The sequence below is a fragment of the Bradyrhizobium sp. 21 genome (genome assembly GCF_023073335.1).
Classification (GTDB): domain Bacteria; phylum Pseudomonadota; class Alphaproteobacteria; order Rhizobiales; family Xanthobacteraceae; genus Bradyrhizobium.
On sequence record NZ_JADPJG010000038.1, the window covers coordinates 21,084 to 36,002 of the forward strand.

Annotated in this window: 10 protein-coding genes; 7 read left to right on the forward strand and 3 right to left on the reverse strand. The window is 65.9% G+C overall.

Annotated features, from left to right (window positions below):
• Nucleotides 1-87: 87 nt before the first annotated feature.
• The 3 genes from IVB31_RS33200 to IVB31_RS33210 form a co-directional block, all read right to left on the reverse strand.
• Entirely contained in the window at nt 88-2,487 is a 2,400-nt protein-coding gene (locus IVB31_RS33200) for an EAL domain-containing protein (protein ID WP_247332499.1), read from the reverse strand.
• A 112-nt stretch (nt 2,488-2,599) separates the two neighbouring features.
• Entirely contained in the window at nt 2,600-4,009 is a 1,410-nt protein-coding gene (locus IVB31_RS33205; protein ID WP_247332501.1) for an MFS transporter, read from the reverse strand.
• 130 nt (nt 4,010-4,139) lie between these two features.
• The gene (locus IVB31_RS33210; RefSeq protein WP_247332503.1) at nt 4,140-4,646 is read right to left on the reverse strand and encodes a ferritin-like domain-containing protein; all 507 of its coding nucleotides are present in this window, start codon (nt 4,644-4,646) and stop codon (nt 4,140-4,142) included.
• Nucleotides 4,647-5,062: 416 nt separating this feature from the next.
• Here IVB31_RS33210 and IVB31_RS33215 point away from each other — a divergent pair, with 416 nt between their 5' ends.
• The 7 genes from IVB31_RS33215 (at nt 5,063) to IVB31_RS33245 (ending at nt 14,809) form a co-directional block, all read left to right on the forward strand.
• Complete coding sequence (locus IVB31_RS33215; RefSeq protein WP_247332505.1) at nt 5,063-6,142, forward strand: YbhN family protein; 1,080 nt, start codon at nt 5,063-5,065, stop codon at nt 6,140-6,142.
• 103 nt (nt 6,143-6,245) lie between these two features.
• The gene (locus tag IVB31_RS33220) at nt 6,246-8,201 is read left to right on the forward strand and encodes a hypothetical protein (RefSeq protein WP_247332508.1); all 1,956 of its coding nucleotides are present in this window, start codon (nt 6,246-6,248) and stop codon (nt 8,199-8,201) included.
• Between the two features lie 312 nt (nt 8,202-8,513).
• A complete protein-coding gene (locus IVB31_RS33225; RefSeq protein ID WP_247332511.1) occupies nt 8,514-9,866 on the forward strand; it encodes an MFS transporter in 1,353 nt (450 codons plus the stop codon).
• Nucleotides 9,867-9,986: 120 nt separating this feature from the next.
• Nucleotides 9,987-10,892 carry a LysR substrate-binding domain-containing protein gene (locus IVB31_RS33230; RefSeq protein ID WP_247332514.1) on the forward strand — a complete coding sequence of 302 codons (906 nt, stop codon included), beginning with the start codon at nt 9,987-9,989 and terminating at the stop codon, nt 10,890-10,892.
• A 128-nt stretch (nt 10,893-11,020) separates the two neighbouring features.
• Entirely contained in the window at nt 11,021-11,965 is a 945-nt protein-coding gene (gene kdgD / locus IVB31_RS33235; RefSeq protein ID WP_247332516.1) for a 5-dehydro-4-deoxyglucarate dehydratase, read from the forward strand.
• Nucleotides 11,966-11,991: 26 nt separating this feature from the next.
• Nucleotides 11,992-13,335, forward strand: a complete 1,344-nt coding sequence (gene gudD / locus IVB31_RS33240) for a glucarate dehydratase (RefSeq protein WP_247332518.1) — start codon at nt 11,992-11,994, stop codon at nt 13,333-13,335.
• Between the two features lie 25 nt (nt 13,336-13,360).
• Nucleotides 13,361-14,809 carry an aldehyde dehydrogenase family protein gene (locus IVB31_RS33245; protein WP_247332520.1) on the forward strand — a complete coding sequence of 483 codons (1,449 nt, stop codon included), beginning with the start codon at nt 13,361-13,363 and terminating at the stop codon, nt 14,807-14,809.
• The last annotated feature ends 110 nt before the right edge of the window (nt 14,810-14,919 follow it).

The following is a 14,919-nucleotide window of genomic DNA, read 5'->3' on the forward strand; positions in this document are numbered from 1 at the left end:
CGTGCTGGCCGGGCTTGCCGCGCTCTGCCTCGGTGCCGTGATGGCGTTCTGCGGCGCGCATTTCGCGCTGCGCCGCGGCTAGTCTCACTAGCCCGCGGCGCGCAGTCGCGAGCGGTTTAGCATGATCGCGACATCCGAGGCGGGCCGCGGCTTGCTGAACAGATAGCCCTGCACCTGGGTGCAGCCTTCGCGACGGAGCAGCTCGAGCTGCGCATCGTTCTCGACCCCCTCTGCCGTGGTGACGATGCCGAGGCTCCGCCCGAGCCCGGTCACGGCGCGGATGATCGCCATGGAATCCTCGCGCGTCGCCAGCTCCGACACGAAGGAGCGGTCGATCTTGATCTTGTCGAAGGGGAAGCTGCGCAGATAGCTCAGCGAGGAATAGCCGGTGCCGAAATCGTCGAGCGAAATGCGCACGCCCATGGCGCGGAGCTCATGCAGCGTGGTCAGCGTCGCCTCGCTGTTCTGCAGCAGCACGGATTCGGTGATCTCGAGCTCGAGGCGGCGCGCGTGGAGGCCCGAAGCGGCCAGCGCCTCGGTCACGGATGCGATCAGGTTCGGATTCTTGAACTGCACCGGCGACAAATTGACGGCGAGGTCAACATCGTCGGGCCAGGTGGCCGCGTCGGCGCAGGCGGAGCGCAGCACGAAATCGCCGAGCTGGATGATCAGGCCGGTCTCCTCGGCCAACGGAATGAAGTTGAGGGGCGCGATCAAGCCGCGTTGCGGATGGTTCCAGCGCAGCAGCGCCTCGAAGGCGACGACGCGCCCGCTGGCGACGTCGCGGATCGGCTGATAGTACGCCTCGAACTCGTCGCGCTGCAGCGCCGCGCGCAGATCCATCTCCAGCAGGCGCCGCGCCTGCGCGCGCGCATCCATGCCCGTCTCGAAGAACCGGTATGTGCCGCGGCCGTCCGCCTTGGCGCGGTACAATGCGAGGTCGGCGTTCTTCAACAATTCGTCGGGATTGCTGCCGTCCTGCGGCGACAGCGAGATGCCGATCGAGACGCCGATGACGATCTGATGGTCGTCGATCTCGTAAGGCGCCGAGATCACCTCGACGAGGCGGCCGGCAAGGGATCTGGCCGCGGTTTCCTCGGAACGTCCGATCTGGACCACGGCGAACTCGTCGCCGCCGAGCCGGGCGACGGTGTCGCTCTCGCCGACGGTGGCCTTCAGCCTGCGGCCGACCTCCTTGAGCAGCGCGTCGCCGATCGGATGGCCGAGCGAGTCGTTGATGTCCTTGAAATGATCGAGATCGAGACAAAGCACCGCCAACTGGTCGCCCGATTGGGTCCGGCGCAGGCCCTGCACGAGCTGCTCGTGGAACAGCACGCGGTTCGGCAGGCTGGTCAGAGCGTCATGGCGGGCCATGTGCGAGATCTTGGCCTGGGCCTCCAGCCATTCGGTGATGTCCTCGAAGGTCGCGACCCAACCGCCGCCCTGCATCGGCTGGTTGACGACCCGGATGGACCGGCCGAACCTGCTCACGACGTCGGTCGTGGTGCGGGTCTCGCGCGCGTCGGCGACGAGGCGCGCGAAGAATTCGCCCGCATCGCCCTGCCACTGGCCCTTGGCCTGCTCCTCACGCAGCACGTCGACCAGCAGGCGGCCGGTGAGCAGGGTCTCGGTGCGGCCGAGCATCGCGGCATAGCGCTCGTTGAACAGGATGATCTTGCCGTCCGCATCGAACATGCACAGCCCCTGCGACATGTTCTCGAGCGCCGTATCCAGCACGATCTGCTGGCGGCCCAGTTCGCCCTTGGCGCCGCGGTCGAGCAGCGCGGCCACCAGCGCGATCGCGATGATCGCGACCGCAGCACCCGCGGTGAGGAAGGACAACGAGGCCGGCGGGATCGATAGCCCGCTGATCGCGAGCGTCGGATCCGGCGTCAACAGCACCGCGCCCATCGCGGTGAAATGATGCGCGACGATGGCAACTGTCAGCAAGGTGGTCGCGGCCAGCGCATGGAAGAGGTCGTCGCGCCGCGCGGCGACGAACAGCGCGAGCGCTGCAAAAACAACTCCGAACAGTACCGAGGCGGCAACCGTGCTTCCGATCCAGTCGACGCGTGCGGGCATCTCCAGAGCCGCCATGCCGGTGTAATGCATCGTCGCGACCCCGGCGCCGACGATCGCACCGCCGAGCACGATCCACAGCGTGCGCGCGGAGGATACTGCGATGCTCAGCCCCACGAAGGTCACGGAGATCGCGAAGATCAGCGAAAGGAACGTCACCGGGATGTTGTAGGCGCCGGCGCCACCCGGCCCGTAGGCGAGCATGGCGATGAAATGCGTCGCCCAGATACCGCATCCGCTGACGGCGGCATCCAGAGCGAGCCAGACCAGACGCCCGGGGCCGTGCGTCGCCCGCGCCCGGTGAAACAGACTGATCGCCGCCGCGCTTGCGAGCAGACACACCGCGCCGCCAAGCGCGACAAGTCGCCAGTCGTGCTCCTCGGCGAGACAGTAGAGAACTTGATACATCGCGGGCCCCTATCGACCCGCACTTGAACCGACAGAGATGGATAGTCGGTAACCGGCTACGTGCCTGTTTCGGTAATGGTGAACGAAAGATGCGTTCGTTCACTCGGATTGTTCATCCGCGCGCAGGCGCGCCAAGGCCGATCACGGCGGCGGCGAGCAGCAACACGGCCGCGGACAAGACCAGCGACAGATGCATCCCCGTCATGAACGCCCCTTCCGAGGCCACCAGCGAGCCGAACAGCGCGACGCCGAGCACGCTGCCGGTCTGCCGCGTCGCGTTCAGGACGCCGGCGGCGATGCCGGAGCGCGCCTTCTCGATGCTGCCGAGCAAGGTGGAGGTCAGCGGCGGCACCAGCAGGCCAAGTCCACCGCTGATGGCGATCATCTGCGCAAAGATTGCCCAGTAGCTGGTCCCGGCTTCGATCCAGAGCAGACCGAGACAGCCGAGCGCCGAGATACAGGCGCCAACCACGATGGTCGGGCACGAGCCGATGCGTTCGGCGAGCCGAGGCGCAAGCAGGTTGACCGGCAGCACCGCCGCCATCATCGGCACGAAGGCGAGACCGGTCCACCACGGAGACAGCCCGTTGATCCTCTGGAAGTACAGGCTGAGCACGAAGATCAGGCCGTAGATCGCGATGTTGACGAGCAGGCCGACGAGCGAGGTCAGCGCGAACAGCCGGTGGCCGAACAGCGACAGCGGCAGCATCGGCTGCGCCGCGCGGCTCTCGCGCCAGACGAAGAGCATGGCGAGAATTGCGGCTGCGACAAAGGCCGCGATCACCGCTGGATGTCCCCAGCCGAGCGCGCCGCCTTCGATGATCGCGCCGGCGAGCGCCCCCAGCGCGCCGATCGCGGTTAGCTGGCCGGGCAGATCGATCTCGCGCGAGCGCGCCCGCGTGGTTTCGCTGGCGTAACGCCAGCTCAGCCAGAGGCCGGCGAGCCCGATCGGCAGATTGACCAGGAAGATCGCGCGCCAGCCGATCAGCGTGATCAGCGCTCCGCCAACGAAAGGACCGGCGGTGAGCGCGAGGCTCGCTCCGGCGGCCCAGACCGCGACGGCGCGGCCGCGCTCGCGGTCGTCCGGATAAGCATGATTGAGCAGCGCAAGAGAATTTGGCACCAGGATCGCTGCCGCCAGCCCCTGGACCAGTCGCGCTGCGATCAGCACGGTCGCATTGGGCGACAGCGCGCAGGCGAGTGAGGCTGCGGTGAAGATGGCGAAGCCCGCCATGAAGACGCGCTTGGCCCCGATCCGGTCGCCGAGCGCGCCGGCCGTCAGGATGAAGGCGGCAAACGCGATGGTGTAGGCGCTGACCACCCATTGCAGCTCGGCGATGCCGCCGCCGAGCGTCCTGCCCATCGCATCGAGCGCGGTGTTGACGATGGTGACGTCGAGCTGCACCACGCCATAGCCTAGGCTCATCGCGGCAAGCGTGAGCGAGGTCGCAAGTCGCGTGCCGGCACGCGATGCGCCGGCTCCGTGGTCGAAGGCCTCGTATTTGACGGTGCTTACGCGCATGCTGCCATCTCGGTTGCAGCCCCATGCGAAATATACGCTTCCAGCCCGCCGTGATGCTTCGACAACGACCGAATGATGATACGAAAACGCCGTGCGTCGAACGCACGGCGTTTCGTTTGCGGAACCGGCGTTAACTGGCCGCGCGCAGGTTTACCTTGCTCTCGGCAAGTGCGGTCAGCTTCTTGTCGGTCGCCTTCTCCTCCTCCAGCGTCTTGGCGAGCACGTTGGCGCAGTCCGTGCGGCCGAGCTGCTTGGCCCAGGCGATCAGGCTGCCGTAGCGGACGATCTCGTAATGCTCCGCGGCCTGTGCCGCGTTGATCAGCGCGGCGTCGAGCACCGCCTTGTCGGCGACCTCGCCGGCGGTCTCGTCGGCCTCCTCGATGATGCCGTCGATGGCGGGGCAGTCGACCGCCTTCACCTGCGCACCGTGCATCTTGAACACTTCCTCGAGGCGCTTGACGTGCTGCCTGGTTTCTTCGAGGTGCGTCAAAAAGCCCTGCTTCAGCTGCGGATCGGTCGCCTTATCTGCCATTTTGGGCAGCGCCTTGGTGAGCTGCTGCTCGGCGTAATAGATGTCCTGAAGCTGGTGCACGAACAGGTCGTTCATGGTCTTGATGTCTTTTGTGAACAGTCCCATCGTTCCGATCCTCTCGGGTTTCGGGAACACGGCGGCACGGGCTTGCACGCAAAGCCGCATCTTCCGCCATGTTCGATTGCTGATGGGGCGCTAACCAGCACGCGGCACCGGCGTTCCAAAAAAGCCTGTATCCCTTGCGCTGGAACAATGCGCGCCGTGCAGGATCTGAAACCATGTCGATAGACGGACGCGACCGATCCACGACTCATATGCTTAACGCGCGTCCGATGTGAACCGCGTATGACAAAAGGTGCGGTCCAACACAGAACCTATCGTTGTCAAGGGCTGCACAAGTCGCTGTTTTTGCCTTAAATGAGCTACATCATGCCTAGCGATCGAAGCCCAGTTCGGGCAGTGATCGTACCCGACCGGCCAATGTCTGGCCTTGTCGGTCTTGCCCCCCGCCGGGAGGATGAATGCACGGACTGCTGCCCGCGCTGAAGCGCGGCTTCAAGAGATGGATCGGCTGGCGACGGCTCGGCGTTGCGGCGAGCGTGTTCATCATCGCCTTCGCGATCACCACGCTGGTCCGGACCCTCCATGGCATCGATACCGGGGTCATCCTGACCGCGTTAACCGAGATTCCCCGCGGCAATATCGGGCTGGCGGCGATCTGCGTGTGCTTCGCGTTCTGTACGCTGACCTTCTACGACTTTTTTGCACTGCGAACGATCGGCAAGAAGCACGTGCCCTATCGCATCGCAGCGCTCTCCAGCTTCACGTCCTATTCGATCGGCCACAATATCGGTGCCACCGTGTTCACCGGCGGGGCGATCCGCTTCCGGATCTATTCGGACTACGGGCTGAACGCGATCGACGTTGCAAAAATCTGCTTCCTGTCCGGCCTGACCTTCTGGCTCGGTAACATCTTCGTGCTCTCGATCGGCATGACGATCCACCCGGGTGCCGCCTCCTACATGGATCAGCTCCCGGAATCCATCAATCGTCTGATCGCGCTCGGCGGCCTCGCCTCGATCGGCGCCTATCTGGTCTGGCTCTGCATGGGCGAGAAGCGCCGCGAGCTTGGCCAGAAGGGCTGGAAGGTGGTGCTGCCGTCGGCGCCGCTGACGCTGGTGCAGATCCTGATCGGCGTGGTCGATCTCGGCTTCTGCGCACTGGCGATGTATCTGCTGGTGCCGGCCACTCCGCAGATCGATTTCCTGTCGCTCTCCGTGGTCTTCATTTTGGCGACGCTGCTCGGATTTGCCAGCCACGCGCCCGGCTCGCTCGGCGTGTTCGACGCCGCCATGCTGGTGGCGCTCCCCGAATTCGGCCGCGAACAGCTTCTGGCGACGCTCCTCGTGTTCCGCATCCTCTATTTTGTGATCCCGTTCGGTCTTGCCATCTCCATCATGGGCGCACGCGAGCTCTGGATGAATGTGGTGAAGCCCTGGCAGGAGCGCCGGCGGCTAGCGGAGGCCTGTGCGCAGGCCAACCTGCCCCAACAGGTGGCAGCAATGGAGCGCGAGCGGGCGCTGCGGCAGGCCAAACGCTAAGCCGCTGGACGGCGGCCCGCAAAACCGTCAGATCGATGTTGCAGGCGGCGAGAGAGGTTCCTCTCTTATTTCCGCCTCAACTTTGACGTTGAAGACGCGGGCCATGATCCCAGTATCCCTACGCCGTTTCCTCGCTGGTGCCCTGCTGCTCGCCGGGCTCTTCGCCGCCTTGCCGCCGGAGCGGGCGGCCGCGCAGGACGCGGGCGCGATGCAGATCAGCTGGGAGGTGCGCAACCGCTTCCGGCTGTTCCGCGAGGAGCGCGACTTCCTGCTCCATGTCGAGAATGCGCGTAACCGCAGCATCCTCGCCGCCGAACAGTCACTGGAGCTCCAGAGCGAGGGCCGCGGCTGGGCCCGCAACATGGTCAACCGGCTCTGCATCGACCTTCAGGGCCGGGTCAACCAGCCCTGCACCCGCGACAACGTGAAGGAAAACTACATCACCCCGGTCGACCACCCCGTCACCGTGCGCCTGACCGGCGCGGTGCCGGTCGGCGCCACCTGCGCCTGGTCGTTCGATGACGGCGACGGACCGCAAGCTTCGACCTTCGACTGCGCCGAGCCGGTCAATCTGCGGGTCCGCTACGGCAAGCAGACGATCGCGAGCGTCGACGTCTCCTCCGGCTCCGACCCGACCCAGCGGGTCCAGACCGAGATCGCGGTTCGCGACATCTTCGTCGCCGGCCTGGGCGACAGCATCGCCTCAGGTGAAGGCAATCCGGACCGGCCGCTGGCGCTGTCGGACGAAGGCTTTTGCTTCCGCTCCTATCTCGGCACCGCCGGCGCGCAGTACTACCGGCCGAGCCGCGCCGGCTACAAAGGTGGCCGCGCCTGCGAGGCGCCGGATACGCTCGCCAACTGGCAGCACTACAGCGCGCTCTGGTTCAACTCGCCCTGCCACCGCTCGCTCTACAGCTACCAGACCCGCACCGCGCTGGCGCTCGCGGTGCGCTACACCCACGTCGCGGTGACCTTCCTGCCGCTCGCCTGCACCGGCGCCAGCATCGGCGACGGGCTGCTCGGCTCGCAGCGCGCACGCGAATGCCCGCCCGGCAAGACCGGCGTCTGCAACACCAGCGTGAACGCGCAGGTCGCGGAGCTGCGCGAGGCGCTGACCGCCGCCAGGAAGCGCCAGCCGGACCGCACGCTCGACCTCGTGCTGCTCTCGGTCGGCGCCAACGACATCTATTTCTCCGGCCTCGTCGCCGACGTGATCGTCGAGACCGCGACCGAGCGCGCGCTGTTCCGCCGCTCTGGCGTAATGGCGAGCGTCGACGATTCCCGCGATGCGCTGGCGCGCGAGCTGCCGCAGAATTTCGTCAAGCTGCGCGAGGCGCTGAAGCCGCTCGTCGGCGGCGATCTCTCGCACGTGGTCTACGTCTCCTACGCGAACCCCGCGCTCGCCGATGGCGGCGTGCCGTGCCGCGGCGGCCGCGCCGGCTTCGACATCCACCCCTCCTTCAACGCCGACCCCCAGCGTCTCGCTCGCGTCTCAACCTTCGTCGACACCGAATTCCTGCCGCAGCTTAAGGGCCTCGCCACCTGCACCCGTGGCGCGCTGTGCCGCGATCCCGAAGCCGACCGCATGACCTTCGTGGATTCGCATCAGGCAGCGTTCGCCGATCACGGCTTCTGCGCGCATTCGGGCAACGATCCCGAATTCGACCGCAGCTGCTTTGCCGAGAACGGCCAGAGCTTCAATCCCGACATCGTCAGCGCGGCGAGCCAGCCGATGCTGTGCGGCCGCGGCGCCTCCGAATTCCGCGCCTATTCGCCGCGCGCGCGCTGGATCCGCGACGCCAATGACAGCTACTTCGCCGCGATGACCTATCCGCAGGGCTTGCCGGCCGCGAGCCAGCCGACCGACATCCACGACGCGACCTGGGGCGTGCTCTCCGCCGTCTATGGCGGCGCTGTGCATCCAAGCGCCGAAGGCCACGCCGCGATGGCGGATGCCGCGCTGCCGGCGGCGAGCGCAGTGCTCGGGCTGGATGCGGCACCACCGGCTGTGACGCGGGGCCTGCTGGCGCCGCTGCTGCCGGGCGTGCGGCAGCAGTAAGCGCGGCTTCTACGCGCACACTGTCGTCGCCCGCTTTGTGCGCAGTTGCGCACTGGGGCGGGGCGATCCAGTACGCCGTGACAGACGTGATTGAATCGAGACGCCGCAGCGTACTGGATTCCCCGCTTCGCGGGGAATGACAACCGCGCGTGGCGCACCGGGTCCGCCATCACCACGCTCCGTTCCCCGCACCCGCCGTTCCATCAATCCAAAAACGGCATCGATCGATACCCCCTTCGGCTTGGACACTCTGCCGCGCGCGCCTCTAGGAGTCGCAGTGAGGAAACGTTTCGAATTCTAAGGAGGCGCCTGATGAGCGCAGTGGTGTCCGCAACGGACGTGAGGAGGTCTCGCGTCAGGCTGTTCATCGTGACCATGTTGTTCCTGGTCACGACCGTCAATTATGCCGACCGCGCCACGCTGTCGATCGCGGGTCCCGCGCTCTCCAAGGAGCTGCATCTCGATCCCGTCGCGATGGGCTACATCTTCTCGGCGTTCGGATGGTCCTATGTGATCGCGCAGGTGCCGGGCGGCTGGCTGCTCGACCGCTACGGCTCGCGCCTGGTCTATGCCTTCAGCATCATCGTCTGGTCGCTGTTCACGACGATGCAGGGCTGGGTCGGCTTCTTCAGCGCGGGCACCGCGATCCTCATGCTGTTCGGCCTGCGCTTCCTCGTCGGTATCGCCGAGGCGCCGTCCTTCCCGGCCAACGCCCGCATCGTTGCGGCCTGGTTTCCCGACAACGAGCGCGGCACCGCGTCCGCGTTCTTCAATTCCGGGCAGTATTTCGCGACCGTGATCTTCGCGCCGCTGATGGGCTGGATCGCGCACGACTACGGCTGGCGCTACGTGTTCTTCGTGATGGGCGCGCTTGGCATCGTGATGGGCCTGGTCTGGATCAAGACCATCTACGGTCCGAAGGAGCATCCCGGCGTCAACGGGGCCGAGTTCGACTACATCAAGGAGGGCGGCGCACTGGTCGACCTCGACGCGCCCAGGGATGATCTGAAGGACAAGCGCGCAGCCGCCTCCGGCCCCGGCTGGGATCACATCCGCCAGCTTCTCTCCAACCGCATGATGCTCGGCGTCTATCTCGGCCAGTACTGCATCAACACGCTGACCTATTTCTTCCTGACCTGGTTCCCGGTCTACCTCGTCAAGGAACGCGGCCTGTCGATCCTGCAAGCCGGCTTCGTCGCGACGTTGCCTGCGCTGTGCGGCTTCATCGGCGGCGTGCTCGGCGGCGTCATCTCCGACGCGATCCTGCGCAAGACGGGCTCGCTGACCATGGCGCGCAAGATCCCGATCGTCGGCGGCATGCTGCTGTCGATGTCGATCATCGCCTGCAACTATGTCGACGGCCAGGCGCTGGTGGTCGGCTTCATGGCGCTGGCCTTCTTCGGCAAGGGCATCGGCGCGCTCGGCTGGGCCGTCGTTTCCGACACCTCGCCCAAGGAAGCCGGCGGCGTCTCCGGCGGGCTGTTCAACACCTTCGGCAACATCTCATCGATCACCACCCCGATCGTGATCGGCTACATCCTGGCCGCGACCGGCTCCTTCAACGGCGCGCTGGTGTTCGTCGGCGCCAACGCGCTGGTGGCGGCGTTCGCCTATCTCGTGATCGTGGGCAAGATCGAGCGGGTGGTGCTCAAACCTTCCTCCTGAGGGCTCCCACGGGAGCTGACCAGGCAACTTACGGCGGCTTCACGGCCGCCGTCTTTGTTTTGGGGATAATCGATGCTAGAAGTGCCGGGGAAACGCCTTATCCATCTAAGGCATGTATCGATGTTCGACCTCAACCAGCTCCGCTGTTTCGTCACGGTGGCGGAGGAATTGCACTTCGGCCGCGCCGCCGCGCGGCTGAACATGACCCAGCCGCCGCTGTCCCGGCAGATCCAGGTGCTCGAGCACATCATCGATGCGCCGCTGCTGGAGCGCACCAGCCGTTCGGTGCGGCTGACGCCTGCCGGCCGCAGCTTCCTGCCGGAGGCGCGGCGCATCCTGAAGCTCGCCGAAAGCGCCTCGCAGGTCGCCCGCCGCATCGCGCTCGGCAAGACCGGCTCGCTGAAGATCGGCTTCACCGCGGCGGCGGCCTACGGCTTCCTGCCCGAGCTCGTCGCCGCCTGCCGCGCCAAGCTGCCCGAGGTCGACTTCTCGCTGAAGGAGATGGTCTCGGGCGACCAGTTCGAGGCGCTGACCTCGGGCCAGATCGACGCCGGACTGTTGCGGCCGCCGATCGCGCGCCCCGAACTTGCCAGCCGCCGCGTCGTCGCCGAGCCCCTGCTCGCCGCGATCCCGAAAAAGCATCCGCTGGCGAACGCCGAGAACATCACCATCAAGGATTTCGGCGACCAGCCCTTCGTGATGTATTCGCCCTATGAGAGCCGGTACTTCCACGACCTGCTGGTGGCGCTGTTCACCCGCGCCGACATCCTGCCGCGCTATGTCCAGCATTTGAGCCAGATCCACTCGATCCTCGCCATGGTGCGCGCCGGCCTCGGCCTTGCGATCGTGCCGGCGGCGGCGGCAAGCCTGAAGATCGCCGACGTGCGACTGCGGCCGCTGAAGCTGCGCACACGCGTCCCCGTCGAGCTGTTCATGGTCTGGCGGCGCGACAACGAGGATCCACTGCTCGCGGCGCTGGTCAAAATCGCCAGCGAATTGTCCTCTGCGGAGTTGATGGAGGATTGATGCTCAATCCGCATCGGTCGATATAGGCTTTGGCTTGGACGCGCATCGAACGGTCTCCTAAACAGCGGCGCATGGACGCGCGGCTCTGGCCTGCGTCCTCCACAACATCAGAGAAGGGAGCAGCGCCCATGAGCAAGATGACCCCGCAGGAAATGGCCCAGAAGATCGGATCCGGCCTCCTGTCCTTCCCCGTCACGCCGTTCAAGGCGGATTACTCCTTCGACGAGGCGACCTACCGCGCCAACATGGATTGGCTGTGCGGCTATGACGTGGCCGGCCTGTTCGCCGCCGGTGGCACCGGCGAGTTCTTCTCACTGACGCCGAGCGAAGTTCCACAGGTGGTCAAGATCGCCGTCGAGGAGACCAAGGGCCGCGTGCCCGTGCTCGCCGGCACCGGCTACGGCACCGCCACCGCCCGCGAGATCGCGATCGGCGCGGAAAAGGCCGGCGCTGACGGCCTGTTGCTGCTGCCGCCCTATCTCACCCATGCCGAGCAGGACGGCCTCGCCGCCCATGTCGAGGCGATCTGCGCCTCCGTGAAGATCGGCGTCATCGTCTACAACCGCGACAACGCCATCCTTCAGCCCGATACGCTCGCCCGCCTTGCCGAGCGCTGCCCGAATCTCGTCGGCTACAAGGACGGCATCGGCGACATCGAGCTGATGACCCGCGTCTACACCAAGCTCGGCGATCGCCTGACCTATGTCGGCGGCCTGCCGACCGCGGAAACCTTCGCCTTGCCCTATCTGGACATGGGCGTGACGACCTATTCCTCGGCCGTGTTCAACTTCGTGCCGGAGTTCGCGACCAATTTCTACGCTGCCGTGCGCAAGCGCGACCATGAGACGATCAATGCCGGGTTGAAGGATTTCATCCTGCCGCTGATCGCGATCCGCAACCGCAAGAAGGGCTACGCGGTCTCGATCATCAAGGCCGGCATGAAAGTGATCGGCCGCGATTCCGGCCCGGTCCGCCCGCCGCTGACCGACCTCACCGAACAGGAGATCGCGGAGCTGACGGCGCTGGTGAAAAATCTGCCCGCCATCCGATCGACACAACAGGCGGCAGAATAACAGACGACAACAGGGAGGAGCGTGCGATGGCCCAGACTGAAATCTCTGGCGCACCAATCGTCACAGCGATGCAGGTGATTCCGGTCGCGGGCCGTGACGGCATGCTCCTCAATCTGAGCGGCGCGCATGCGCCGTTCTTCACCCGCAACATCGTCATTCTCACCGACAATGCCGGTCACACCGGCGTCGGCGAGGTGCCCGGCGGGCAAAAGATCTGGCAGACGCTCCAGGACGCGCGCGATCTCGTCATCGGCAAGACCGTCGGCGCGCTCAACAACATCCTCGCCGACATCCGCACCGCCTTCGCCGACCGCGACGTCGGCGGCCGCGGCAAGCAGACTTTTGATCTCCGCATCATGATCCACGCGGTCACGGCGATCGAATCCGCCTTGCTCGATCTGCTCGGCCAGCATCTCAACCTGCCCGTCGCCGCGCTGCTCGGCGAAGGCCAGCAGCGCAAGAGCATCGAGACGCTCGGCTATCTCTTCTTCGTCGGCGACCGCCGCAAATCGAAGCTCGACTACGTCGCGGGCGAGACCGGCAAGCCGGAATGGTTCAACCTCCGCCATCAGGAGGCGATGACGCCGGAGACCGTGGTGCGCCTCGCGGAGGCCACCCACGACCATTACGGCTTTGCCGATTTCAAGCTGAAGGGCGGCGTGCTCCGCGGCGAGCAGGAGATCGAGGCCGTCACCGCCATCGCAAAACGCTTCCCCAACGCACGTGTCACGCTCGACCCCAACGGCGCCTGGTCGCTCGACGAGGCGATCGGGCTCTGCAAGGACATGCACGGCATTCTCGCCTATGCCGAGGACCCCTGCGGCGCGGAAGGCGGCTTCTCAGGCCGCGAGATCATGGCCGAGTTCCGCCGCGCCACGGGCCTGCCGACGGCGACCAACATGATCGCAACCGACTGGCGGCAGCTCGCTCATGCATTGCGCCTGGGCGCGGTGGACATTCCGCTCGCCGATCCCCATTTCTGGACCATGCAGGGCTCGGTCCGCGTGGCCCAGACATGCCGCGACAACGGCCTGACCTGGGGCTCGCACTCCAACAATCATTTCGACATCTCGCTCGCGATGTTCACCCATGTCGGTGCCGCGGCGCCCGGCAAGGTCACCGCGATCGACACCCACTGGATCTGGCAGGACGGCCAGGCACTGACCAAGGAACCGCTCCAGATCAAGGGCGGCAAGATCGCGGTGCCTGACAGGCCGGGCCTGGGTATCGAAATCGACAGAGCCGCCATCGACGCCGCGCATGACCTCTACAAGCAGCATGGACTCGGCGCCCGCGATGACGCTATTGCCATGCAGGACCTGATCCCCGGCTGGACCTTCGACGACAAGCGTCCCTGCCTCGTGCGTTGAGAAAACCTTCCCTTGGAGGAATGAGATGACTGCGATCCTGAAGAACTTCATCGGCGGCGAATGGGTCGATGGCTCCGGCGTCACCAAGAATATCAACCCCTCCAACACCAACGACCTCGTCGGCGAATACGCCAAGGCCGACAAGGTGCAGACCGAGAAGGCGATCGCAGCCGCCAAGGCCGCCTTCCCCGCATGGGCGCAGTCGACGCCGCAGGCGCGCTATGACGCGCTGAACAAGGTTTCGCTCGAAATCATCGCCCGCAAGGAAGAGCTTGGCCGCCTGCTCGCCCGCGAGGAAGGCAAGACGCTGCCGGAGGGCATCGGCGAGGTCGCGCGTGCCGGCCAGATTTTTGCGTTCTTCGCCGGCGAAGCGCTGCGACTGATCGGCGAGAAGGGTGCCTCCGTTCGTCCGGGCATCGACGTCGAGCTCACCCGCGAGCCGATGGGCGTCGTCGGCATGATCACGCCCTGGAACTTCCCGATCGCGATCCCCGCCTGGAAGATCGCGCCCGCGCTCTGCTACGGCAACACGGTCGTGTTCAAGCCTGCCGAGCTGGTGCCCGGCTCGGCGCATGCGCTGTCCGAGATCATCACCCGCTCCGGCATTCCCGCCGGCGTTTTCAATCTCGTGGTCGGCTCCGGCTCGGTAGTCGGCCAGACCCTGCTCGAGCACCCCGACGTCGCCGCGATCTCCTTCACCGGTTCGGTGCAGACCGGCCGTAAGATCGCGCAGGCCTGCGTGACGTCGAGCAACATGAAGAAGTTCCAGCTGGAGATGGGCGGCAAGAATCCGCTCGTCGTGCTCGACGACGCCGACCTCAAGACCGCCGTCGAGGTCGCCGTCAACGGCGCCTATTTCTCGACCGGCCAGCGCTGCACCGCCTCCTCCCGCCTGATCGTCACCGAGGGCATCCACGACCGCTTCGTCGCGGCGGTGGCCGAGCGCCTGAACGGCCTCTCGGTCGACGACGCGCTCAAGCCCGGCGTGCATATCGGCCCCGTGGTCGATCAGAGCCAGCTCGACCAGGACCTGCGCTACATCAAGATCGGCCAGGACGAGGGTGCCAAGCTCGCCTTCGGCGGCGAGCTGCTCAAGCGCGAGACGCCCGGCTATTACCTCCAGCCGGCGCTGTTCACCGAAGCCAACAACAACATGCGCATCGCGCGCGAGGAAATCTTCGGGCCGGTGGCGACCGTCATTCGCGCCAAGAACTACGAGGAGGCGCTGGCGATCTCCAACGACACCGAGTTCGGGCTCGCCTCGGGCATCTGCACCTCCAGCCTGAAATACGCCTCGCACTACAAGCGCAACAGCGAGTCCGGCATGGTGATGGTCAACCTGCCGACCGCCGGCGTCGATTATCACGTGCCGTTCGGCGGCCGGAAGGGTTCGAGCTACGGCGCCCGCGAGCAGGGCTCCTATGCGCGCGAGTTCTACACGACGGTGAAGACCGCCTATACCTATCCGGGTTGATGATCGCAGGGTGGGTTAGCCCGCGGCTGCGCAAAGCGCAGTCCGCTGGCGTAACCCACCTCTTCTGCTTCCGCGATCGAGACCTTGGTGGGTTACGCCCAGCGAACTGC